This window comes from Sphingobacteriales bacterium (genome assembly GCA_016699615.1).
GTDB lineage: Bacteria > Bacteroidota > Bacteroidia > Chitinophagales > JADIYW01 > JADJSS01.
Genome location: CP064984.1, coordinates 790107 through 812324, shown reverse-complemented (window position 1 = coordinate 812324; position 22218 = coordinate 790107). Strand labels below are relative to the sequence as shown.

Genomic DNA, 22218 nt, shown 5'->3' with positions numbered 1-22218 from the left:
ATTTTTACTTTTTCTTCTATGTTTACAATTATTTAATCTTCGACCTTGTTGCTTTCATTATCAGTTTTTATTTTAGCAGCCTCATTATCTGCATTGTCAGCTTTTCCTTTTATAATTATCTCATCTGTTTTTTCGTTGTATGTTACACTATATTTTTCAGCAATATAGTTGGGAAGTGTTTTTATAATTCTTTCATATGCTATTTCATTAGCTGTAACATATGCTTTTCCTTGTTTAGGTTCTATATATTCTATTGTTGTTGTCATAATCTTTTATTTAAATATTGTTATTTATTATTTGTTTTTTTATTATTTGTAAGTGATTGCTTGTTTTGCACTGTACATTTTTTGCACCGCGATTTTTTTAATTTTGTAGTTATATCAACCATCAAATATTTTACATTTAAAAGGTTAGACCTCTAAAGGATAACAAATGTATTACTAAATTGTTTATAATCAAAAGAAATTATCAAAAAATTATGATATTTTAATAAAAATTTCATTTGTTATGTGTTTTTTACTTAAAAAGCATTACCCAAAAATGGTTATATAGGTGTAAATATTTATATATCAGGCAAATAAAATAGAGTAATAGTATTTATCTCTTTCGCAAATCTAAAGGACAGGTGTTATCACCTGTCGCCATATTTCCTTGCCTTTTATCCATATTTTATACTTATTCATTTGTAATAAAATTCCATCTACTTTTATTTAACTCATACCAATCTCTGCCTTTGTTGTTTTTTACCAACAAACTACTATCCTTTCGCCTTCGACAGGTCTTATGACCTGTTTGCTTAAAATATTGATTCTTGTATTGCAATTCATTCATCGCCATCTTTTAAAAATAAAATTTTCTTTTTTTCAAATATACATTTATATTATATTAAACGCAAATATTGTTGTACTTAGACAACTATTTATATTTCTTTTCTTAATTCATTAACTAATTGCCAAATTGCTACATTGTTAAATTAGAATATGAATTGTGCATGAAAGTTCTGTTAATAATACGTGTAAATCTATATTATTCATATTTTTATGCTATATTTATTGTATGAGATTAGAAATTAAGAAAGAAATAGCAAATACAATTACACATGGGATTGGTTTGCTTACATTTTTATCGTTAATTCCTTTCTTATTCATCAAAGCATCTAAGTATAACTTAGATATGAAACTTCTTGGTTTAATTTTATTTGCAGTTGGGTTAGTAGCAGTGTACACTTCATCTACTGTATATCACGCGATTATGCACGAAAAAACTAAAAAAGTACTTAGAGTTGCAGACCATATTAGTATCTACTTTTTAATAGCTGGAAGTTATTCTGCATTCATGTTAATGTTTATTCCAAAAGATGTAAGCTATCCGTTTCTATATATTTTATGGAGTTTAGTAGCAGTTGGTACTGTAAAAAAAATATTTTTAACAGGTAAGTATGATGGACTATCTACCGCATTGTATATATTTTTAGGATGCATGGGCTTGTTTTTATCAAAATATATTTTTGATTTTATGCCTACACATGTTATTTGGTTGATATTCCTTGGTGGTGCTTGTTATTTATTTGGTGTTATTTTCTATGCTTGGAAAAAATTTAATTACCACCATGCAGTATGGCACGTATTTGTTTATGCTGGAAGCATGTGTCATTTCTTTGGAATCTATTTTGGATTTCCTAATCCAATAAGTTAGTATTGCTTACTAAAATTCCATCTTCATCTACATAGATATATTCGTTTTCTACAAAAGTAGTGTTTGCAAAATTTATAGTTTCATGCAAAATTCCTGTGTTGCGTTTTACTGTTTTTGTAGGATTTGTAGCTAATGCTCTAATGCCAATTTCCATCTCATTGATTGGTGCAGCATCTCTTATGCAACCAAATACTACAATGCCTTCCCACTCGTTTTTTACTGCAGCAGCAGCTATCAAATCGCCAACTAATGCACAACGCAAAGAACCACCACCATCAATAACTAAAACTTTTCCTTTGCCATTTTCTTTTCGCAAGGTATCGCCAACTAAGGTATTGTCTTCATGGCATTTAAGCGTAACTATTTGTCCGTAAAATTTATTTTTATTGCCATAAGATTTAAATAATGGCAATGCTACTTGAACTTTACCTTCATTAGCATCATACAAATCGGCTGTTGCAAAATCTTTACTCATTGTTGTTTTTTTACAAATGTAAAAAATGTAATTATAAAAATGCGTAAAAATTTAGTACATTTGAATAACATCCAAGGTATGAAAAATATTGCTTTGAATAATAAAGTGCATCGCATTCATTTCCTACAAGATTTTAATGTTCCTGTACAATCTGTCTTTTCATTCTTTAGTGATCATAATAGGTTGAGTGAAATTTATCCTGCATTAATAAAACGAATAGTAGATTCGCCAAATCCAACCAATTGCAATGATGTTGGCTCAGCAAGAATCATTGTTAGTTTTCCACTTGTTTTTCAAGAAACAATTACAAAATACATTGAAAATAAATATATAGAATATAAAATAACGACTCCAAGTCCGCTAAAAAATCATATTGGGAAAATGAATTTTATTGCTTTAGATGACACATCATCAAGATTGGATTATGTGATAGAGTTTGAGGCATTGATACCATATTCTGGATTTTTTATTCAACAAATTAATACAAAACTAGTTCAGAATGCATTGAGCAATTTGGAAAGAAAATTTAGAGAAAATATTAATTACTAATATCATATTTTATATTGATTTTTATTCTTTGATAAATACCCAGAAAATTATTAACTTACATAAAAACAAAAAAGATGAGTAAAATTCTTGTTCCAACAGATTTATCCGAAAATTCAATCAATGCATTAAAATATGCGAATAGCTTTGCTACTAAACAAAATGCTGAAATTGTATTGCTAAATATTTATACTGGTGACATTAGCAATTATGAATCTGGATGGCCAATTGAAGAAGATATTGATGCCATAAAGCCTGATAGAAAGAAAGTACTAGAATCTATTGTTCAACAATATTGTACAGTACCAACAAATATAGAAATTATAGAAGGTGATGTTGTAGCAACAACTGTAAATTATGCAAAAGATAATGCTGTATCTATCATCATAATGGGAACGCATGGTGCAAGTGGATTAAAGGAAGTTTTTGGGCGACAATACTAGTAATGTTGTTGCACAATCTGAAGTGCCAGTATTGGCAATACCTATTAATTTTTCATATTCTACAATTGATAAAATAATATATGCATCAGATTTTAAAGATTTTAAAGCAGAAATCAATCAGATTGTTCCTGTGGCACAATCAATAGGTGCATCGATTGATGTGTTGCATTTATTATATTATAATGATGATGCAAGTATAATACAACAAGAGTTTGATGAACAAGCAAAAAATATAGAACAAGTATCTGTTACACTCACACAGAAAAATGTTACAATTGATGAACCATTAACAGAACATTTGAAACAGTATGTTTCTACACAACAACATGCTTTGCTAGCTATGTTTACACAAGAAAGAGATTGGTTTGAAAAATTCTTTTTAAATAGTAAAACAGAAGAATTAGCAAATGACTTAGAGTTGCCTATAATTTCTTTTAAGAAAAAAGATATAGATTAATATATTTAGAACTCTTCTCTAATTACTTGATGAATTCCTTTTGTGTGGTTCAATTTGTCTAGTAATGTATTTAGCTGTTCATTATTTTTTACAAATATTTTTATTATTCCTTCAAACATTCCACCTTTTGATTCTAATGCAATAGATTGCATATTTAGTTTCATTTCTTGAGAAATAATATATGTAATTTTGTTCATTACACCAATATCATCTAAACCATTTAGTTTTATTGTTGTTAAAAATTCTGGTGATGATTTTGCTGTCCAACTTGTTTTGATGATTCTATAGCCATACCTTGATGCCAAATTGACGATGTTGTTGCAACCTGTTCTGTGAATTTTAATAACACCATTAATAGAGATAAAACCCATAATATCATCACCTGGAATTGGATTGCAACATTTTGCCATTTCATATGGAAATTGACTAGATGATTCGCCAAAGATTACTAACTCTGAGTTTTTAGAAAAACTCGGCTCTTGTACAAATTCTTTTTCTTCGACTTTTTTGTCTTTCTCTATTTTTGGTAATTCTAGTGTGCCACCAACATTCTTTAGTTGTTTTAATTCATTTAATTGTATCTCATTATTTCCTATGCGATACATTAAATCTAAAGTACTCGGTTCTTTATAAAATATCATTATTGTATTGATATTTTCATTATTGTTGTTTGCCTTAAGTTGAGATAATTTTCTCTCTAAAATTTCTTTTCCATGGTCTGCTACTTTTCTTTTCTCTTCTTTTAAAGAATTTTTAATTTTAGATTTTGCTCTCGAAGTTGTAACAATATTTAGCCAATCTTCATTTGGTTTTTGTTTTTTTGATGTAATGATTTCAATTTGATCGCCGTTTTTTAGCACATGCCCAATAGGTACCAATTTGTTATTTACTTTTGCACCAATAGTTTGGTCGCCAATATTTGTATGTATTGCATAGGCAAAGTCTAATGCAGTTGCATCAACAGGAAGAATTTTCATTTCTCCTTTTGGAGTAAATATATATATTTCTTTATTATATAATTCTAGTTTAAAATCGTTAATAAATTCTACAGGATTGGTATCTGGATTTTTTAGATACTCTCTTACTTGTGCCAACCAACTTTCTATAGCTTCTTCTGCTGTGTTGCTAGGTTTTAATCTATTTTCTTTGTATTTGTAATGAGCAGCCAAGCCTTTCTCTGCAATTTCATCCATTCGTTTGCTTCTAATTTGTACTTCAACAAATCTTCCTGATGGACCCATTACTGTTGTATGCAAAGATTCATAGCCATTTGCTTTTGGATGCGACAACCAATCTCTTAACCTATTAGGTTGTGGCTTGTATTTGTCTGTAACAATAGAATATGCTTGCCAGCAATCTGCTTTTTCTTTCTCTGGTTCAGAATCTAATATTACACGAATCGCAAATTTATCGTACACATCATCAAAATTCACACCTTTCTTTTTCATTTTGTGTGCAATAGATGATATAGATTTTGGTCTACCAAAAACGTTTGCTTTCAAGCCAGATTTATCTAATTCTTCTTGCAATGGTTTTACAAAGTCATTTATATATTTTGTGCGCTCGCGTTTGGTTTCATCCAATAGTTTTGCAATCTCTTTATATCTTTCTGGTTCTATATACTTCATGGCTAAATCTTCCAATTCACCTTTGATAGAATATAAACCAAATCTGTGTGCTAATGGTGCATATAGGTATAATGTTTCTGAAGAAATTTTAAGCTGATTTTTTTTAGACATATCATTCAGCGTACGCATATTGTGTAGTCTATCTGCAATTTTGATTAAGATTACACGAATATCATCTGATAATGTCAATAAGATTTTTCTATAGTTTTCTGCTTGTATAGATTCTGTTTGGTCTGATATTTTACTAATTTTAGTAAGACCATCGATTATTTTGGAAACTGTTGGTCCAAAATCTTTTTTTATTTGTTCTAAAGTAAGTTCTGTGTCTTCTACTGTATCATGCAACAATGCACAGATAACAGAGGTTGTGCCTAAGCCAATTTCTTCTGCAACAATTTTTGCTACAGCAATTGGATGATGTATGTATGGCTCACCACTTTTTCTGCGTTGATTTTTATGTGCATCTACAGCTACTTCAAATGCATGGCGTATTCTTTTATCATCGCCTTTATTCATTTTAGCTTGCGCTGCACGCAACAGTTGTCTGTAATCTTTTAGGATTGCTTGTTTTTCTTTTGCTAATATTTCTGGTTCTTGACTTATCATAAAATTTGTAGCATAGCTATAACCTAAAATAATTATATTTTACTACAAATTCAAACAATAAACAATATATCTATTTTATTTTTTTGATTTTGCCTTTTCGTTCATACCATCAATTATTTCTTTTGTAATGTCAAATCTTTCATCAACATACAATAAGTTTGGAGACTCTTTGGTATATGGTAAAATATAAGTGTATTTGTTGTCTTTGTTATACTCTTTTAGATATTCAATTATTGACTCCATTAAATCTTTATTGAATTTATCTGTCATTTTTAATAATAATTGTGTTGAATTTTCTGCTTTTTGCTGTGCTTTCTGTTGCTCTACAGCCAATTTTTGCTGTGCAGTATAATATTCTTCTTCAGTCATTGTTTCTGCTTGCTTTTGGTATCCAGCAATCATATTTTGTATACGTTGCTCATCTTTTGCAACTTCGTTTTCAATAGCACGTTGTTTATTTTCAATTTCAATTTTCTTTTGTTTGTATAAAGAATAATTATTTTGAAAAGAATCTATATCAAAATATGCAATCACAGTACCACTTACAGTTTGCGTTTTTCCATCTTGTGTTTTTACAACAACTGGAGAACTATTTTTACTTTTTGAATTAAAGTGTAGATAAAATAAAACGCCAACTAATAAGAATAAAATGGCATTGAGTATTAATGATAAATTTTTCATGATGCAAATATAATAAAATCAACAATTCCTTTGTACTTACTTAGTATTAACAAAAAACTATTCTAACATTTGTTTATATTATTCATAAAGTATTTCAAATAGTTTCAATTACTTTTGGTTAAAATATATTTTATATGAAAACCAATTTTATACTATTTTTATGTATATTATTTATTAGCTCATGCGTCTCAAAAAAAGAATATGATAGTTTGCTGGATAAATATATGCAAACTCAAGTTGATAAAAATAATATAGATAAAAACCTAACACAAGTACAATCTGATGCAGAAGCAAATAAATTGATGCTTTCGCAAGCAATAGATAAGTTAAAAACTGATTCAATTAATTTATCAGAATTGATTGAAAATATGAAAAATGATTTGGAAGGCACAAGCAGAAAAGGAAAAGCTAGATGCAGAACATCAACAAAAATTAAAAAATGCGCAGAATGAAAACCAAAAAACAAATGCAGAATTGCTACAAATGCAAATAGATTTAGAAAAACAAAAACAAGTATTAGATCAAAAAGAAAAATCTTTGGCTAGTTTACAAAATGAAATTCAACTAAAAAGTGATAGAATAAATGAATTAGAGAAAAGTTTAAATGAGCAGAAACTCCAATCAGAAAATTTAAAAAATACAATTAAAAATGCATTAACACAATTTGATGCTGGCGAACTTGAAGTATATTCTAAAGAAGGAAAAGTATATGTATCTATGTCTGATAAACTTTTGTTTAAATCTGGAAGTACAATTGTAGAAGCAAAAGGTATTGAAGCGCTCGGAAAGTTGGCTGAAGTTATCAAAAAGAACCCAGATATTATGGTGAATGTAGAAGGACACACAGACAATGTACCATACAAAAGCAATAATGGTTTTTTGAAAGATAATTGGGATTTGAGTTTAATGCGTGCAAGCAGTGTTTTACATATTCTTACAGAAAAATATTTTGTTAGTAGATTACAATTGATGGCAAGTGGAAAAGGCGAATTTTCGCCTAAAGCAACAAATGTAACACCTGAAGGAAAAGCTCAAAATAGAAGAACTGAAATAATACTAACACCAAAAATTGATAAGGTAATGCAATTGCTTAGCAACTAATTGAGTACACCATTTGCGTACATAGCAAACATTGGAATATCAATAAAAAACTCTGATTGATTGAGTAAGTTTCTAACCAAATAATGTCCTTTCATTTGCCCAATTTCTGTTTCGAAATCACAATATGATGTGTATTCAAAAAACTCATTTGGTAATATGATTGGTTGCACACCAACAACACCTTCGCCATCAACTTTGCGCAATTGCATGAGTGCATCTTTAATTATCCAATGTCTAAACAAAACTTGAATTGGGAAATTATTGCCATTATTTATTTTTATTGTATAGGCAAACAAAAAGCTTTTTCTACTTGGATTTGATTGTTGCTCCAAATAATTAGTTTCTACAGAAACTGTAACGCCATTTGTTGTTAATGTATCCAAAATTTATTTGTAAATATTGTTTCTTAGTAAATGATCTACTAGAACTAATGCAGCCATGGCTTCTACAATTGGAACAGCTCTTGGCAACACACATGGATCATGTCTTCCTTTGCCTACAACTGTAGTTGCATTGCCATCAATATCTATAGAATCTTGTGCTTGCATTATTGTAGCAACTGGTTTAAACGCAACATTAAAATATATATCCATGCCATTGCTAATGCCACCTTGAATACCACCAGAATAATTGGTTTTTGTTTTTATCGTGCCATTATCATTATAGAAAATATCATTATGCTCACTGCCTTTTAAATCTAATCCAGAAAAGCCACTGCCATACTCAAAACCTTTGCGTGCATTGATAGAAAGCATAGCTTTCCCTAAATCTGCGTGTAATTTATCAAAACTGGCTCGCCTAAACCAACAGGAACACCTTTTGCCACACAACTTACAATGCCACCAATTGTGTCGCCCTCTTTTCTAATTTGTTTGATATAATCAATCATTTGATTAGCCATATCTACATCAGGACAACGCACATCATTCGTTTCTGTAAGTGATAAATCTAGTTGAGTATAATTTTTATTGAGTTGCAAATGTCCAACTTTAGATACATAAGCTTGTATCTCTATTCCAAATTTTTTAAGGATTAATTTTGCCACTGCAGCTGCAACTACTCTTGCTGCTGTCTCGCGCGCTGATGAGCGTCCGCCACCTCTGTAATCTCTAAATCCGTATTTTTCTTGGTAAGTAAAATCTGCATGTGAAGGACGAAATGCATCTTTTATATGAGAATAATCGTGTGATTTTTGATCTTGATTGCTAATGATGATACCAATAGGTGTACCTTCTGTTTTACCTTCAAAAACACCAGATAGTATCTCAAATTCATCAGCTTCTTTTCTTTGTGTTACAATACTAGATTGTCCTGGCTTTCTTCTGTCTAATTCTTGTTGTAAAAAAGATGTATCTATCTCAATTCCTGCTGGGCAGCCATCGATAACAACACCTAATGCCACACCATGACTTTCTCCGAAAGTTGTAATTCTAAATATTTCGCCAAAAGAATTTCCTGCCATGAAATAAAGATAGCATTAGTATTTCTAATAAAGAAAAAAGGTATTTGATTTTATAATTAATTCTAGAAAAAGAATTTATTAATGATGTTGGTCTAATACTTTGTCTTTTGCAAATAAAATACCAAAAGTAAGTAGAGCCGCACCTAAAAAGAAAAATGGAAATATACCTAATTTTGCAATTGATGGTTGCTTATCTACATTGTAATTTAGATATGCAGAAGAATTTAGATAAATAAATAAAGTAACCAATAAACAAACAGTGCCTAAAAAACACATAATCGCTCCAAATACTTTTGTCAACTTTGCCATAAGGTAATTTTTGACAAATTTATAAAAAATTATAATACAATATAGCCTTTAGTCATAAAAATCAACAAAAAATTAATCTTTGCATACTATTCTTATTCTCAATACAATCAATAAACATATTAATCCTGCCATTACTGAAATATAACCTACTGTCTTATAGTTTGATACTATGCCTGTTGTTTTATCTATTGTAACAATAAAACCACTTATTGTTGTTGCCACAAAGGTACCTAATTCCAAAAATGCTGACCTTGTACTCATAAATGCGCCTCTCATTTCTTTAGTCATTGCACCAGACATAATGGTATATGCTGGAATCATTCTGCCTGCAGCAAAAATAAAAAAAGTGGCACAAATCATAATAACTATTGGAATTGTTGCTTTTTGTATATGTGTGGTAAGAATGATTGGTATAAAAGATAAGAATAGTAAAATAATAAATGTTGTCTTATTGCCTATCTTATCAGACATTTTTCCAATTATTGGTGATGTAATTACAGTAACAATTCCACCAATTAAGTACATAACTGGTATCCATTTTTGGCTAAATCCAATATTGTTTTCAAAATATGGCACCACAAAAACTATCACCACCTGATGACTAAACACCAATAAGAAAGCAAGTATTAATGATAATAGTTGATTGTTGTCTAGGAATACTTGAGTAATATGTTTTAGACTAAACTTTTTCTTCCTTTTTTCTTGAAGATGTTTTTTGACTGGTGGAATCCAAACGATGATAGCAAAAATAGTAAGTATAGAAATTATCGTCAAAATTTTAAAAGGAAGAAATAGATTGAAATTCTGGCTCAAATATATTCCAAATGGAATGCCTGTGATTGCTGCCATTGCAAATGAAAGTGAAATAATACTGATTGCTGTTGCTCTTCGTTGAAATGGAATTAAATCACTAATAATAGACATAGCAACACCACCAATAATGCCTCCAAAAATTCCTGTAAAACCTCTGTAAATTATCATTAAATAGAATGTTGTTCCATAAGAACAAAGTCCAGTGCCAATTGTAAAACCAATAAAAGTTATGAGTAATAATTTTTTTCTATCATACAAATCCATAAAGCCAGAAGACAAAATACCAGCTATAAATGCTGTAAAAGAATATATAGAAATAATGATTGTAGATGTTTTTGCACCAATCTGATAAGTATCCATCACAATATTCATCAATGGCATCATGAGCATAGAATCGACAGTACATATATATGTAATAAATGAAAGTAACAAAACGATTAAAAATTCATTTCGTCTTCGATGTGGCAATTCGTCGTTATCTAAAATCAGACTATCTAAACTATCCATTCTTAATGCAAAATATAAATTCTATTTTTCTTTTTTATAATAAAAAACAATGATTTTTTAAAAATAATATATTTCAAAAATTCTGCAAATGGTATGATTGTAGGCGTTATTTAAAAATGCATTATATTTGTTAGTAGTAGTAATAAAAAATAATTGATTAGCAAGATGAGCATACAAAAGATATTAATTGCAAATAGAGGAGAAATTGCACTTAGAGTAATTAGAGCATGTAAAGAGCTAAATATAAAAACTGTAGCAGTATATTCTACAGCAGATAAAGATAGTTTGCGTATAAAGTCAGCTGATGAAGCTTATTGTATCGGTGCACCTCAAAGTAAATTATCTTACTTAAATATAGATTCCGTTCTGCAAACTGCAATTCTATCAAAAGCTGATGCCATACATCCAGGTTATGGATTTTTGGCAGAAAATGAAAATTTTGCAAGAAGATGCGAAGAACATAATATAAAATTTATTGGGCCAAAACCATCGCAAATTGCAGCCATGGGCGACAAAATTACTGCAAAATCTACCATGATAAAAGCAAAAGTACCTGTTATTCCTGGCTCGGATGGATTGATAACAGACATTGATGCAGGCAAGAAATTGGCAGAAGAAATAGGCTATCCAATCATATTAAAAGCAACTGCTGGTGGTGGTGGCAAAGGCATGCGCATTGTTTGGGAAGCATCAGAGTTTGAAGAAAATTTGTCTCGTGCGCAAACAGAAGCTGGAGCATCTTTTGGAAATGCTGGCATGTACCTAGAAAAATATATTGAAGAACCAAGGCATATTGAAGTACAAGTGGCTGGCGACCAATACGGCAATGCGGCACATTTTAGCGAAAGAGATTGTTCTATACAAAGAAGACATCAAAAGCTGGTAGAAGAAAGTCCATCACCATTTGTAGATGATGCTCTGAGAGAAAAACTAGGAAAAGCTGCAACGAATGCAGTAAAAGCTATACAATACGAAGGTGTTGGTACTATAGAATTTTTGGTAGATAAATACAAGAATTTCTATTTTATGGAAATGAATACACGTATACAAGTAGAACATCCAGTTACAGAAGAAGTAGTAGATGTAGATTTAATTCAATTGCAAATAGAAATTGCAAATGGTAAGAAACTAGAACAGAAAGCATATTTACCAACACATCATGCTATTGAATGTAGAATAAATGCAGAAGATCCGCTAGATAATTTTAAACCATCAGCGGGAAAAATAACAAACTATATACCAAGTGGTGGCATTGGCGTACGTATTGACACACATATTTATCCAAATTATTCTATTCCTCCTTTTTATGATTCGATGATTGCAAAACTAATTGTAAAAGCAAAAACAAGACAAGAAGCCATTCAAAAAATGAAAAGAGCTTTGAATGAAATGAAAATTGAAGGCATAAAAACAACTATTCCATTTCATCTAAAATTGATGGAGAATGTTGATTTTGTGAATGGAAATTTTACAACTAAATTTTTAGAAGAACAAGAATTTGACTATTCTGATTTTGAATAAAAAGGTATTGAAATATATTTTTGTACTATACTTATTAGTCTACAATATTGCCTTTTCGCAAGATTTGAGTTTTAATGCAACATGCCAAAGTGCATATCAAGATATTTTTAAATTTAAGTTTAATGCAGCGAGCATCACACTCGAAAAAATAAAGAAAGATGATGCTAAAAATTTCTTTCCATATTTTGTAGAAAATTATATAGATTTTTTTAAATTATATATTTCTGAAGATAAAACTCAATATGCCATAGTTGAAAAAAATGTAACTAAGAGAATTGAAAAACTAAAAACTGCAAATAAGAATACACCTTACTATTTGTACACACAGGCAGAAATACATTTGCAATGGGCATTGTGCAAACTAAAATTCAAAGAATACTTAGGTGCCATTTTCGAAATTAAAAAAGCATATAATTTGCTGAATGAAAATCAAAAAAAATATCCAAACTTCAAAGCAAATATGAAAAGCTTGGGCTTCTTGCATACTGTTTTTGGTGCAGTGCCAGACAATTACAAAGTAGGTGCAAAAATATTAGGACTCAAAGGTTCAATCAATCAAGGTTTAGAAGAATTGCAAACTGTAATTCAAGATAAAAATTTTGAGTTTAGAGATGAAGCTGTGATATTGTATACTTTTCTACAATTGCATTTGAATAAAGACCAACAAAAAGCTTGGAGTACTATATCTAATTATTATTTAGAAACTAGTGATAATATTTTATATGTTTTTGTAAAAGCAAATGTAGCGCAACATTTAGGCAAAAATGATGATGTCATAAAAATTATACAATCATACCAATACCAAAATGATGTGTATCCAATTTATTTTTTAGATTATATGTTAGGCAATGCATATTTGCAAAAGCTAGATAATAATTCTATTCAATATTTTCAGAAATATATTAATAATTTTAAAGGAAATTCATACATCAAAGAATGCTACAGAAAAATAGCATGGTATTATGTTATTCAAAATAAACCAGATTTATATTTTAAGTATATACAACTTTGCAAAAATCAGAAAGAAGCAATAACTGATGAAGACAAATCTGCACAGAAAGAAGCAGAAAGAAATATATTGCCAGACAAAACACTATTGCAAGCAAGAATTTTGTTTGATGGTAATTACCTTCAGCAAGCATTAGATAAGATAAACTTAGTAACTGTAAAAAATTTAAAAGGCAGAAATTTAGCAGAATACTATTATAGAAAAGCAAGAATTTGCGACAAACTAAAAATGGTAAAAGAAGCAAATGATTTATATATTCTCACCATCAACCAATGCTTAAATACTGATTATTATTTTGGTGCGAATGCATGTTTACAATTAGGTAGATACTCTGAAAATAACAAGAAAAATAGTCTTGCTATTCAGTATTACAATAAAGCTATACAGAAACCAAAAGACGAATACGAAAACAGTATAAATGCTGAAGCAAAAGCTGGCCTAAATAGATTGCAATAGCAACTATTTTAAACTAAAGCTACTTTGTCCAATCAACAAACCTTTTTGATAAACTTCTACAGAATATTTTCCTGCTGTGAACGAATAGTTTTGTTTCCAATAAGAACAAACTTGTTTCGTTTCATTATCATAAGTTGGCGAAATAGAATAAGTAAAAGGAATATCATTTCCTGTTGTAGCCTCAGTAAATGTGCCACTACCTAATGCCTGAATTTGAATGGTAGAACCATCAGTTCCAATTATTCTAACAACTAATTCAGTTGGGCCTTTTGGCGCAATTTTATTTTGTAATATGTCAAAGCAAACTCTTAATTTTTGAGCATCTTTTGCTTTAGTTACTTCTTCTTCTTTACCTTTTTTATTTACTCTTATTGGTGTACAATTAATATTAGCTACACTTAGTATAGATGCTTTGTCAATCTTCTCTAGCATCTTAGATTTTTCTTCTTCTAATAATTGCTTTTGTCTTGCAATTTTATCTTTCTCTTCTTTCGTTAGGTTTAGTTCAGAATTAAGATTTTCATTTTTAGTATACAATTCGCCATTCACACTTATTAATGAGTCGATTGAATTTTTAAATGCAATTTTCTCATTCTCCAATTCTTTAATTAACTGTTGAGCCTGAGCCAATGCATTTTTGTTTGTTCCTGCTTGTGATAAAAGTGCATCTATTTTTGCTCTTTTCGCATTCAATTCAATCTCTTTTAGATTTAAAATGCTATCCAATCCTGAATTTTCAACTTTATAAGTTTCTATATCACTTAAAGCAGATTTATAGTTTAACTCCAACTCAGCCTTCAAAGCAGAAACTTCGTCTCTTTGATTTTCAGTAACGATTATTGTTTCCTTTTGTTTTTTAAGTTTTAAGCTTGTAAATACCAAACCACCTAACAACAATGCAATTAAACCAATATAAAGTAAATGGTAACTTTTATTCTCTTTTTTCTGTTCTTCCATAACAAACTTTTTTAAAGTTAGCAAAATTATGATTAATATTGTATATCTATCATATTTTCAATGTTATAAAAACTTAATAAATTTAACATATGCTTCAAATTCCTAATATCAACAATTTGATTTTCATAGATATAGAAACCGTACCTAGAGAAAAGAACCTAGAATTACTTAGTAGTTACGAGCAATTGCTATGGGAAGAAAAAAGAGGAAAAAACAGAACTGAACAAGAAACACCTGCAGAATTTTATTTTAATAATGCTGGCATTTTAGCAGAATTTGGAAAGATAGTTTGCATTTCTATTGGCACAGTATCCAACGATGGATTGTTCAATCAATTTACTGCCAAATCTTTTTATGGTGATGATGAACAAGAAATATTAGCAAATTTTACTGCATTTCTAAACAAAGCGTCAAAACAAAACCCTGGAATAAATTTGTGTGGGCACAATATAAAAGAATTTGACATACCATACATTTGTCGAAGATGCCTTATGAACAATCAAAAAATTCCTGATTTACTACTTAGTCTACAAAACAAAAAACCATGGGAAAATGGCTCTTTAGATTCTATGGATTTGTGGAAATTTGGAGATTATAAAAATTATATTTCATTAAAATTATTAGCACACTGTTTAGGTATTCCATCGCCAAAAGACGATATTTCTGGCAAAGATGTTGGGAAAACATATTGGTACGAAAACGGATTGGAGCGTATAAAAACCTACTGCGAAAAAGATGTACTAACTGTAGCAAATATCATCTTGAAACTAAAAGGTTTGAATTTGATTGATGGATAATTGAATAATTTAGCAATGTGCTAATTCAATAATGTGGTGGTGATTTTTTGATAAGTGTGTTTGCTTAAGTACAAAAATAATAATAATCCACGCCCAACTTAGGAGCAACAATATTTGCTTTTAAGATAATATAAATGTATATTTAAAAAAAGAAAGATTTTATTTTTAAAAGATGGCGATGAATGACGTGCAATACAATTTAGTTAGTTGTTTGTTGGCTACAAGCCAATCAAAGGCGAATATATTAGATATTTAAACAGCACAAAGGGTTTTATTTATTAATAAAGATAGATGTGTTATAGTACCTATTTTTTTTACTGAGTTAAATTTGAATCTACAAAGTAGAAATCAGTTAGATACATGTAGCATATACCTAACTGATTGTGATTTGTTTTTTTATTTAAGTATTATTTTATAAACCTCATCTTGAATTAATAAAGTTGTAGGTGTACCAGTTCCATCTAAATTGCCAACTCTTATTCTACCTGAAAAAGTCTCTGACCAATAAATCTTATTGGTAACAAAATCAATTGCTAAGCCATCTGCTCTATCAACATCATCGTTATCATAATCAAATAAAATATGAAAGTTTCCAGTTCCATCTAAGTTTGCATAAGCTACTACATTTGTATTTTCATCTGTATAATATAGTCTATTATTTGTATTATCAACAAGAATACTTGATGGACTTTCTATGGTATCATATATAGTATTATATAATTTTGTAGGCGTACCAGTACCATCTAAATTACCTACCCAAATATTATCCCAATCTGTAAAATATATTTTATTTGTTTTTAAATCTATATCTAAACCATATCCATCAGCTTCAATAGACTCATTGCCAAATAATGAAGTCGGAGTACCTGTTCCATTGGTATTAGCATAATATATTTTAGAAGCATCTTCAGAAATCCAATATAACATATTATTTTTTTTATTATACACTATTGCAGTTGGTTTTATTGTTGCATCAACTCCTGAATATAATACTGTAACAGTTCCTGTAGTAGAAATTTTAAGAATTGCACCATCATTAACTTCTAGTGCAACATAAAGATTAGTTCCATCAGTAGTAATCCCATTTGGACCTCTACCTGAAATATTGTCAGCAATGCCTTTTGCTACAATACTATTTAAATTGCCATTGTTAAGCTCAATTTTTCCAACTAAAGAGTCTTTCCATGCACAATAATACAATTCTGTTGCAGCTTTGGCTTTATCTTCTTCATTATTGTCTTTATTACAAGAGAATAAAAAGAATACTAAAACTCCGCACATTAATAAGGTTAAATTTTTCATAATTTTTGTTTTTGTTATACACAAGATAATATTTTTTTATGAAAATGTCAAGTCATGTTAAATTATTATGGATGTGGTGTAGTGCCTATTTTTTTGCTTAGGTTGAGTTTAAGTGTAATGTATTCCCTTGCATTAGACAGATGTTAACACATGTCTGCACATAGCACAGCAACCTCTACAGCTTTTATGCTATAAAACGTTCGGTTATAATGTCAACTGATGACAATACATTATTGAATTGGAACATTGCTACATTATTTTTGTCGACTGATCATCAACGATAATACATTATTGAATTAGTAAATTGCTACATTATATTAGTCGACTGATGACAATACGAATTGCTATATTGTTACATTAAAAAAGTTTATTAACATGTATTCAAAGAATATATTTTTAAATATAAGGCAGTTTTATTATTTTGTAGCAAATAATATAAGTAAAATAATATTTAATATTTATAAATAAAATATAATGAAGTATAATGTGTTGTATAATGATGAGAAAGTACATCAAGTAGCAATTGAAAATAATACAATATCAATTGATGGAAAACCTACCGAAATAGATATTGTACATATATATCAACAAAAATATCATGCTATAGATGACTCCAAATCATATAATATTGAAGTGATAAACGCAGATTTTGCAAACAAAGTATTTAATATTAATGTAAATGGAAACGAGTACACGATAAACTTGGAAGATGAATTGGATATATTGTTGGAGCAAATGGGCATGAGCACGCATGGTAGTGATAAGATGGACAACGTGCTTGCGCCAATGCCAGGTTTGGTATTGAATGTATTTGTAGAAGTTGGTCAAGAAGTACAAAAAGGTGATAACCTATTGGTACTCGAAGCAATGAAAATGGAAAATATTATTAAAGCAACAGGCACTGGAAAAGTGAAAAATATTGTTGTAAATCAGAAACAAGCAGTAGATAAAAATCAGCTACTTATAGAAAAGGAATAATGAATATAGTACCTAAAGATATAGAACAATATATCCAAATGTATTCTTCAAAAGAACAGGATGTATTATCAGAATTAAATAGATTTACAAATGCAAATGTATTACTGCCACAGATGCTTTCTGGGCAAGTGCAAGGCATTTTTTTGCAAATGATATCATCATTAGTAAAACCTAAATATGTATTAGAAATTGGCACATACACAGGCTATGCTACCATTTGTTTAGCATCAGGATTGCAACAGGATGGACAGTTATTTACGATAGATTGCAATGAAGAATTGGCAGATAATTGCAATCAATATTTTGAAAAAGCAAACTTGCAAGATAAGATTACCATGATAGTTGGTAATGCCATTGATGAAATACAAAAACTAGATTATAAGTTTGATATTGTATTTATTGATGCGGATAAACAAAATTATTCCAAATATTACGACTTAGTCATCGATAAGCTAAATACAAATGGCATCATTTTAGCTGATAATGTTTTGTGGAGTGGAAAAATTACGCAAGATAATAAAGACAAAGATACATTGGCATTGCATCAATTTAATGAGAAAGTGGCAAATGACAAACGTGTAGAAAATGTAATTTTATCTATTAGAGATGGAATAAATTTTATAAGAAAAACTAATAATATTTAATATAATAACTTTAAAATATAATTTATGAAAAATATATTCATAATACTTTCTTTTTTTATTTTCTTGATGAATACAAATGCACAAGATAAGCAACATCCAGATGCTATTGCATATATAGAAAAGTATAAAGATATAGCAGTTGCCGAAATGAAAAGAGCAAAAATTCCTGCAAGTATTACATTAGCACAAGGCTTGTACGAATCTGGCTTTGGAAAAAGTTATTTAGCAACAAACACCAACAATCATTTTGGCATAAAATGCCATGAAACATGGACAGGCAAAACTTTTAAATACACTGACGATGCACCCAATGAATGTTTTAGAGTGTACGACAATGCAGAGCAATCATATATTGACCATTCAGAATTTTTGATGAATAGAAAACGATATGCCAATTTATTTACATTAGATATTAAAGATTATAAAGCTTGGGCATACGAATTGAAAGCTGCTGGTTATGCCACAAATCCGAAGTATCCAGAAAATTTAATAAAATATATTGAGTTGTATGAGCTATATAAATTTGATGATGGTACGCATGTTTCATATCAACCAGTTGATGTAAAAAAACAAAAGACAGATCAATTTCTATCAACGCCAATAAAAGTAGAACCACCTAAGGAAAAAGTTACAGAATATGTAGAATTGAATTTGCCAAATCAGCCAAATGTTGGTAATGAGGGAAAGAATAAAAAACAGGACAACAAAAAATCAGTAGATGAGAAGAAAGAAGTAGAAAAAACAACATCTACTAAACCAAAAACAAAAAAAGTATATGAACACAATAAGCTAAAAGCAGTAAAAATGTACAACAATGAAAGCTTACAGCAAGTTGCACAGTCATTGAAAATAGGTGTACAAGATTTGATGAAATACAATGATATCAAAGACGAAAATATTGTTTTGGACAATCAATACTTATATGTAGAAAATAAAAAAACTAAATCTAAAACATCAACACACAAAGTAAAAGCAAATGACAATATGTGGTCTATATCTCAAAAATATGGTGTGCAATTGAGTAGCTTATTAAAGATGAACCAATTGGAAAATGGCGAAGAACCAAAAGTTGGCTCTGAAATTGTGTTGAAAGGTAAAATTAAAAACAAACCAGAATTAAGATTTGACAACGAAAAAAATGTAGAACAAAAAGTGGAACAGAAAATAAAAACTTATGATGATAACTTAAAAGAAAAGAAAAACACAACTACAATAAAAGATACTATTTATCCTAAGTTATCAGAAAAGCATAAAACTTCTGTAGATAGCAATACTATTTTAGAATGGGAAGATGCCAAAAAATTAGTTGAACCAAATCCAGTAAAACCTTTTCCAAAAACTGAGACAGCAGGTTCATCATATATTATTCAAGAAACAACTGTTGTAAAATCAGAAATAGATTCTTTAGGAAATGAAAAAATAATAAGTATTGAAAAGATAAGTAATCAAGATAAAGACATAGATTATAGTAAAATTCCTGATGCACTTGACGTGCCGAAAGAAGGCAAGCATTTAGTAGTAAAAGGCGATACATTGTACAATATTAGCAATAGATATGGCATTACAATTGCAAACTTAATTGAGTGGAATAATATTCAAGATAATATCATAAAACTAGGCACTTATTTAAGAATAAAATAGATATAAAAGATTATAATTATCTTTTTATATACTTAGGCTAGCTGGAAATAGCCAAATACTTTATAGCATAAATACTGTAGGTTGGAAATTAATCATATGTCTTGTCACAATTCATTAACAAACTGCTACATTATAAAATTAGAACATAAATTTCATTTGGATTTTGTCCTAGTTGTCTAGAATAATGTATCAATACAAAATATAGAGAAACAAAAAACGCAACTCTTTTGAGTTGCGTTATAGTTTAAGTTAGTGTATTGATTATTATAATTTAAACTGCACACCAATTTTTGCCCAGCTTAATTCTTGCCATCCCCATTCTAAATTCATACCAATTTTTGGTGTAAAATAGTATCTGAAACCTAAGCCAGAACCACCATTAAATCTAACTCTCATTTTATCATCAATTAAATCATGTCTCCAGCTTATCATTTTAACACCTAAATGCAATGGTAAATAGAAATCAATTTTGTCTGCTTTTAAGTCAGCACTTACTTTATCATCTAACAATTGCCACCAGTGGAAAACACCTCTAGCACCAACACCAATCATAAAGAAGTTCTTATTGAAATTCATACCTACATAAGCACCAACACCAGCATATTGATGTACATTGTAGTCAAAATTCATTGTAAAACCAGGTGTAAATCTACTATATCCACCCCAGCCATAACCATAACCAGAATAGATTGTACCTAAGTTAAAGTCTGCTTGGATTACGAAATCACCTTTTTCAGATGCAGCATCACCACTAGATTTACTTTTAGATTTTTTAGTGTCCTTCATCAGGTTTGCATAGCTGATGCCCATTTCTGCCTTAGAAGGCAAGGTTAGCATTATCACTGATAACACTACCAACATTGTTTTTAATTGATTTTTCATATACTAATTTGAATTAATTTGTGCCTAAAAATAATCAATTTTTATAAAAGTTAGATAACGAATATTAGGTATTTTTCTTAAGTAATAAAAATTAGATTGATTATAAATAACAACACTAACATTTTTCAATCAGAATGGCACTTGCACCACCACCACCATTACATATTGCAGCCACACCAAGTTTTCCATCTTTTTGTTGTAAAATAGATATTAGTGTACATACAATTCTACAACCAGAGTTGCCAATTGGATGTCCTAACGCAACAGCACCACCATACACATTTATTTTGTCATGACTAATGTTTAATTCTTTCATATTAGCTAGTGCCACTACAGAAAACGCCTCATTGATTTCAAAGAAATCTACATCATCAATAGAAATATTTGCTTTGTGTAGCGCTTTGGGAATTGCTTTTGACGGTGTTGTTGTAAACCATTCTGGTTCTTGAGATGCATCAGCAAATGATATTATTTTTGCCAATGGTTTTAATCCTAATTCTTTAACTTTCTCTCCACTCATTAATACCATTGCACTTGCGCCATCATTTATTTTAGATGCATTGATTGCTGTAATTGTGCCTTCTTTTTCAAATGCTGGTCTAAGTGCACCCACTTTTTCTTTGTCAAATTTTTTATATTCTTCGTCTTCAGCAATTACAATATTTCCTTTTTTTGATGCTATTTCTACAGGAACTATCTCATCTTTAAATGCATTATTTTTATAGGCTTCAATTGCTCTTTCATAAGATGCTATTGCATAATTATCTTGGTCTTCTCTAGTGAAATGATAATGTTTGGCACAAACTTCACCAGCATTACCCATCATATATTTTTTGTATGGATCTTGCAAACCATCACGTACAATGGCATCTAAAATTTCACCATTACCATATCTTATTCCATTTCTTCCACTTGGCAAATAATGTGGAGCATTACTCATACTTTCCATACCACCAACAACCACAACATCATTGTCTTCAAGTTGTATAGATTGTGCACCAAGCATAATTGCTTTCATTCCAGATGCACATACTTTATTAATGGTTGTACATGGTGTTTTTGTATTTATGCCAGCAGCAATAGATGCTTGTTGAGCTGGAGCTTGTCCTACATTTGCTTGCAATACATTACCCAAGATTACTTCATCTACCATATTGCCATCAATATTTGCTCTTTGAATGGCAGCTTGTACAGCAATTTTTCCTAATTCAATTACATTGATAGATGACAAAACACCACCTAAACTTCCAATTGGTGTTCTTGCCATAGATACTATAAATACTTCTTTCATGTTGTTTTTTTTATAAA

24 protein-coding genes and 1 pseudogene are annotated in these 22218 nt (G+C 29.6%); 12 read left to right on the top strand and 13 right to left on the bottom strand.

The window, feature by feature from the left end:
- Positions 1 to 32 precede the first annotated feature (32 nt).
- On the bottom strand, positions 33 to 266 hold the full coding sequence (locus IPK18_03935; protein ID QQR98684.1) for a hypothetical protein: 234 nt from the start codon (positions 264 to 266) through the stop codon (positions 33 to 35).
- A 409-nt stretch (positions 267 to 675) separates the two neighbouring features.
- Positions 676 to 831 carry a hypothetical protein gene (locus IPK18_03930; GenBank protein QQR98683.1) on the bottom strand — a complete coding sequence of 52 codons (156 nt, stop codon included), beginning with the start codon at positions 829 to 831 and terminating at the stop codon, positions 676 to 678.
- Between the two features lie 225 nt (positions 832 to 1056).
- Here IPK18_03930 and IPK18_03925 point away from each other — a divergent pair, with 225 nt between their 5' ends.
- A complete protein-coding gene (locus tag IPK18_03925) occupies positions 1057 to 1695 on the top strand; it encodes a hemolysin III family protein (GenBank protein ID QQR98682.1) in 639 nt (212 codons plus the stop codon).
- Here IPK18_03925 and rraA read toward each other — a convergent pair.
- Positions 1679 to 2170: a ribonuclease E activity regulator RraA gene (gene rraA / locus IPK18_03920; GenBank protein ID QQR98681.1), complete on the bottom strand. Its 492-nt coding sequence runs from the start codon at positions 2168 to 2170 to the stop codon at positions 1679 to 1681. The two genes, IPK18_03925 and rraA, sit on opposite strands and share 17 nt — an antisense overlap.
- A gap of 39 nt (positions 2171 to 2209) precedes the next feature.
- On the opposite strand from rraA, the gene IPK18_03915 reads away from it, so the two are divergent.
- The 3 genes from IPK18_03915 (at position 2210) to IPK18_03905 (ending at position 3616) form a co-directional block, all read left to right on the top strand.
- Positions 2210 to 2719 carry an SRPBCC family protein gene (locus tag IPK18_03915; GenBank protein ID QQR98680.1) on the top strand — a complete coding sequence of 170 codons (510 nt, stop codon included), beginning with the start codon at positions 2210 to 2212 and terminating at the stop codon, positions 2717 to 2719.
- Between the two features lie 74 nt (positions 2720 to 2793).
- Positions 2794 to 3159: a universal stress protein gene (locus IPK18_03910; protein QQR98679.1), complete on the top strand. Its 366-nt coding sequence runs from the start codon at positions 2794 to 2796 to the stop codon at positions 3157 to 3159.
- Complete coding sequence (locus tag IPK18_03905) at positions 3143 to 3616, top strand: hypothetical protein (protein QQR98678.1); 474 nt, start codon at positions 3143 to 3145, stop codon at positions 3614 to 3616. Before IPK18_03910 ends, IPK18_03905 begins: the two co-directional genes overlap by 17 nt.
- 5 nt (positions 3617 to 3621) lie before the next feature.
- Here the strand turns inward: IPK18_03905 and IPK18_03900 are convergent, their stop codons facing one another.
- Together IPK18_03900 and IPK18_03895 are read right to left on the bottom strand one after the other, a co-directional pair.
- Entirely contained in the window at positions 3622 to 5850 is a 2229-nt protein-coding gene (locus IPK18_03900; GenBank protein QQR98677.1) for a bifunctional (p)ppGpp synthetase/guanosine-3',5'-bis(diphosphate) 3'-pyrophosphohydrolase, read from the bottom strand.
- A 75-nt stretch (positions 5851 to 5925) separates the two neighbouring features.
- Positions 5926 to 6531, bottom strand: coding sequence for an OmpH family outer membrane protein (locus IPK18_03895; GenBank protein QQR98676.1), 606 nt, complete (start codon positions 6529 to 6531; stop codon positions 5926 to 5928).
- Positions 6532 to 6665: 134 nt separating this feature from the next.
- Between IPK18_03895 and IPK18_03890 the strand changes: the two genes are divergently transcribed.
- Entirely contained in the window at positions 6666 to 6983 is a 318-nt protein-coding gene (locus IPK18_03890) for a hypothetical protein (GenBank protein QQR98675.1), read from the top strand.
- On the top strand, positions 6907 to 7632 hold the full coding sequence (locus IPK18_03885; GenBank protein QQR98674.1) for an OmpA family protein: 726 nt from the start codon (positions 6907 to 6909) through the stop codon (positions 7630 to 7632). The genes IPK18_03890 and IPK18_03885 overlap by 77 nt, the downstream gene beginning before the upstream one ends.
- Here IPK18_03885 and apaG read toward each other — a convergent pair.
- The 4 genes and pseudogenes from apaG to IPK18_03865 form a co-directional block, all read right to left on the bottom strand.
- Positions 7629 to 8015 carry a Co2+/Mg2+ efflux protein ApaG gene (gene apaG, locus IPK18_03880; GenBank protein QQR98673.1) on the bottom strand — a complete coding sequence of 129 codons (387 nt, stop codon included), beginning with the start codon at positions 8013 to 8015 and terminating at the stop codon, positions 7629 to 7631. The genes IPK18_03885 and apaG overlap by 4 nt on opposite strands.
- 3 nt (positions 8016 to 8018) lie before the next feature.
- Positions 8019 to 9094, bottom strand: a pseudogene (gene aroC / locus IPK18_03875) (chorismate synthase).
- A gap of 78 nt (positions 9095 to 9172) precedes the next feature.
- Positions 9173 to 9403 carry a hypothetical protein gene (locus tag IPK18_03870; protein QQR98672.1) on the bottom strand — a complete coding sequence of 77 codons (231 nt, stop codon included), beginning with the start codon at positions 9401 to 9403 and terminating at the stop codon, positions 9173 to 9175.
- A 72-nt stretch (positions 9404 to 9475) separates the two neighbouring features.
- Complete coding sequence (locus IPK18_03865) at positions 9476 to 10723, bottom strand: MFS transporter (protein QQR98671.1); 1248 nt, start codon at positions 10721 to 10723, stop codon at positions 9476 to 9478.
- Positions 10724 to 10888: 165 nt separating this feature from the next.
- On the opposite strand from IPK18_03865, the gene accC reads away from it, so the two are divergent.
- Both accC and IPK18_03855 read left to right on the top strand, forming a co-directional pair.
- Positions 10889 to 12244 carry an acetyl-CoA carboxylase biotin carboxylase subunit gene (gene accC, locus IPK18_03860; protein QQR98670.1) on the top strand — a complete coding sequence of 452 codons (1356 nt, stop codon included), beginning with the start codon at positions 10889 to 10891 and terminating at the stop codon, positions 12242 to 12244.
- A 7-nt stretch (positions 12245 to 12251) separates the two neighbouring features.
- A complete protein-coding gene (locus tag IPK18_03855) occupies positions 12252 to 13709 on the top strand; it encodes a hypothetical protein (protein ID QQR98669.1) in 1458 nt (485 codons plus the stop codon).
- Between the two features lie 3 nt (positions 13710 to 13712).
- Here IPK18_03855 and IPK18_03850 read toward each other — a convergent pair whose 3' ends face one another.
- Positions 13713 to 14666: a hypothetical protein gene (locus tag IPK18_03850; protein QQR98668.1), complete on the bottom strand. Its 954-nt coding sequence runs from the start codon at positions 14664 to 14666 to the stop codon at positions 13713 to 13715.
- A gap of 89 nt (positions 14667 to 14755) precedes the next feature.
- Between IPK18_03850 and IPK18_03845 the strand changes: the two genes are divergently transcribed.
- Positions 14756 to 15463 carry a ribonuclease H-like domain-containing protein gene (locus tag IPK18_03845; protein ID QQR98667.1) on the top strand — a complete coding sequence of 236 codons (708 nt, stop codon included), beginning with the start codon at positions 14756 to 14758 and terminating at the stop codon, positions 15461 to 15463.
- Positions 15464 to 15859: 396 nt separating this feature from the next.
- Here the strand turns inward: IPK18_03845 and IPK18_03840 are convergent, their stop codons facing one another.
- A complete protein-coding gene (locus IPK18_03840) occupies positions 15860 to 16765 on the bottom strand; it encodes a hypothetical protein (protein ID QQR98666.1) in 906 nt (301 codons plus the stop codon).
- Positions 16766 to 17239: 474 nt separating this feature from the next.
- Here IPK18_03840 and IPK18_03835 point away from each other — a divergent pair, with 474 nt between their 5' ends.
- The 3 genes from IPK18_03835 to IPK18_03825 are packed head-to-tail and all read left to right on the top strand — an operon-like array spanning position 17240 to position 20028.
- A complete protein-coding gene (locus IPK18_03835) occupies positions 17240 to 17743 on the top strand; it encodes a biotin/lipoyl-binding protein (GenBank protein QQR98665.1) in 504 nt (167 codons plus the stop codon).
- Positions 17743 to 18387 (top strand): O-methyltransferase, encoded by a 645-nt coding sequence (locus IPK18_03830; GenBank protein QQR98664.1) that lies wholly within the window; start codon positions 17743 to 17745, stop codon positions 18385 to 18387. The genes IPK18_03835 and IPK18_03830 overlap by 1 nt, the downstream gene beginning before the upstream one ends.
- A gap of 24 nt (positions 18388 to 18411) precedes the next feature.
- Entirely contained in the window at positions 18412 to 20028 is a 1617-nt protein-coding gene (locus IPK18_03825) for a LysM peptidoglycan-binding domain-containing protein (GenBank protein ID QQR98663.1), read from the top strand.
- Between the two features lie 264 nt (positions 20029 to 20292).
- Here the strand turns inward: IPK18_03825 and IPK18_03820 are convergent, their stop codons facing one another.
- Positions 20293 to 20910: a hypothetical protein gene (locus IPK18_03820; GenBank protein ID QQR98662.1), complete on the bottom strand. Its 618-nt coding sequence runs from the start codon at positions 20908 to 20910 to the stop codon at positions 20293 to 20295.
- Between the two features lie 115 nt (positions 20911 to 21025).
- On the bottom strand, positions 21026 to 22201 hold the full coding sequence (locus tag IPK18_03815) for an acetyl-CoA C-acyltransferase (protein ID QQR98661.1): 1176 nt from the start codon (positions 22199 to 22201) through the stop codon (positions 21026 to 21028).
- Positions 22202 to 22218 lie beyond the last annotated feature (17 nt).

Excerpts from the sequence above, each read along its gene's own strand:
- IPK18_03935 (QQR98684.1), bottom strand. The coding sequence starts at position 266 with ATGACAACAACAATAGAATATATAGAACCTAAACAAGGAAAAGCATAT.
- IPK18_03930 (QQR98683.1), bottom strand. The coding sequence starts at position 831 with ATGAATGAATTGCAATACAAGAATCAATATTTTAAGCAAACAGGTCAT.
- IPK18_03925 (QQR98682.1), top strand. The coding sequence starts at position 1,057 with ATGAGATTAGAAATTAAGAAAGAAATAGCAAATACAATTACACATGGG.
- rraA (QQR98681.1), bottom strand. The coding sequence starts at position 2,170 with ATGAGTAAAGATTTTGCAACAGCCGATTTGTATGATGCTAATGAAGGT.
- IPK18_03915 (QQR98680.1), top strand. The coding sequence starts at position 2,210 with ATGCGTAAAAATTTAGTACATTTGAATAACATCCAAGGTATGAAAAAT.
- IPK18_03910 (QQR98679.1), top strand. The coding sequence starts at position 2,794 with ATGAGTAAAATTCTTGTTCCAACAGATTTATCCGAAAATTCAATCAAT.
- IPK18_03900 (QQR98677.1), bottom strand. The coding sequence starts at position 5,850 with ATGATAAGTCAAGAACCAGAAATATTAGCAAAAGAAAAACAAGCAATC.
- IPK18_03895 (QQR98676.1), bottom strand. The coding sequence starts at position 6,531 with ATGAAAAATTTATCATTAATACTCAATGCCATTTTATTCTTATTAGTT.
- IPK18_03890 (QQR98675.1), top strand. The coding sequence starts at position 6,666 with ATGAAAACCAATTTTATACTATTTTTATGTATATTATTTATTAGCTCA.
- IPK18_03885 (QQR98674.1), top strand. The coding sequence starts at position 6,907 with ATGATTTGGAAGGCACAAGCAGAAAAGGAAAAGCTAGATGCAGAACAT.
- IPK18_03870 (QQR98672.1), bottom strand. The coding sequence starts at position 9,403 with ATGGCAAAGTTGACAAAAGTATTTGGAGCGATTATGTGTTTTTTAGGC.
- IPK18_03865 (QQR98671.1), bottom strand. The coding sequence starts at position 10,723 with ATGGATAGTTTAGATAGTCTGATTTTAGATAACGACGAATTGCCACAT.
- accC (QQR98670.1), top strand. The coding sequence starts at position 10,889 with ATGAGCATACAAAAGATATTAATTGCAAATAGAGGAGAAATTGCACTT.
- IPK18_03850 (QQR98668.1), bottom strand. The coding sequence starts at position 14,666 with ATGGAAGAACAGAAAAAAGAGAATAAAAGTTACCATTTACTTTATATT.
- IPK18_03845 (QQR98667.1), top strand. The coding sequence starts at position 14,756 with ATGCTTCAAATTCCTAATATCAACAATTTGATTTTCATAGATATAGAA.
- IPK18_03840 (QQR98666.1), bottom strand. The coding sequence starts at position 16,765 with ATGAAAAATTTAACCTTATTAATGTGCGGAGTTTTAGTATTCTTTTTA.
- IPK18_03835 (QQR98665.1), top strand. The coding sequence starts at position 17,240 with ATGAAGTATAATGTGTTGTATAATGATGAGAAAGTACATCAAGTAGCA.
- IPK18_03830 (QQR98664.1), top strand. The coding sequence starts at position 17,743 with ATGAATATAGTACCTAAAGATATAGAACAATATATCCAAATGTATTCT.
- IPK18_03825 (QQR98663.1), top strand. The coding sequence starts at position 18,412 with ATGAAAAATATATTCATAATACTTTCTTTTTTTATTTTCTTGATGAAT.
- IPK18_03820 (QQR98662.1), bottom strand. The coding sequence starts at position 20,910 with ATGAAAAATCAATTAAAAACAATGTTGGTAGTGTTATCAGTGATAATG.
- IPK18_03815 (QQR98661.1), bottom strand. The coding sequence starts at position 22,201 with ATGAAAGAAGTATTTATAGTATCTATGGCAAGAACACCAATTGGAAGT.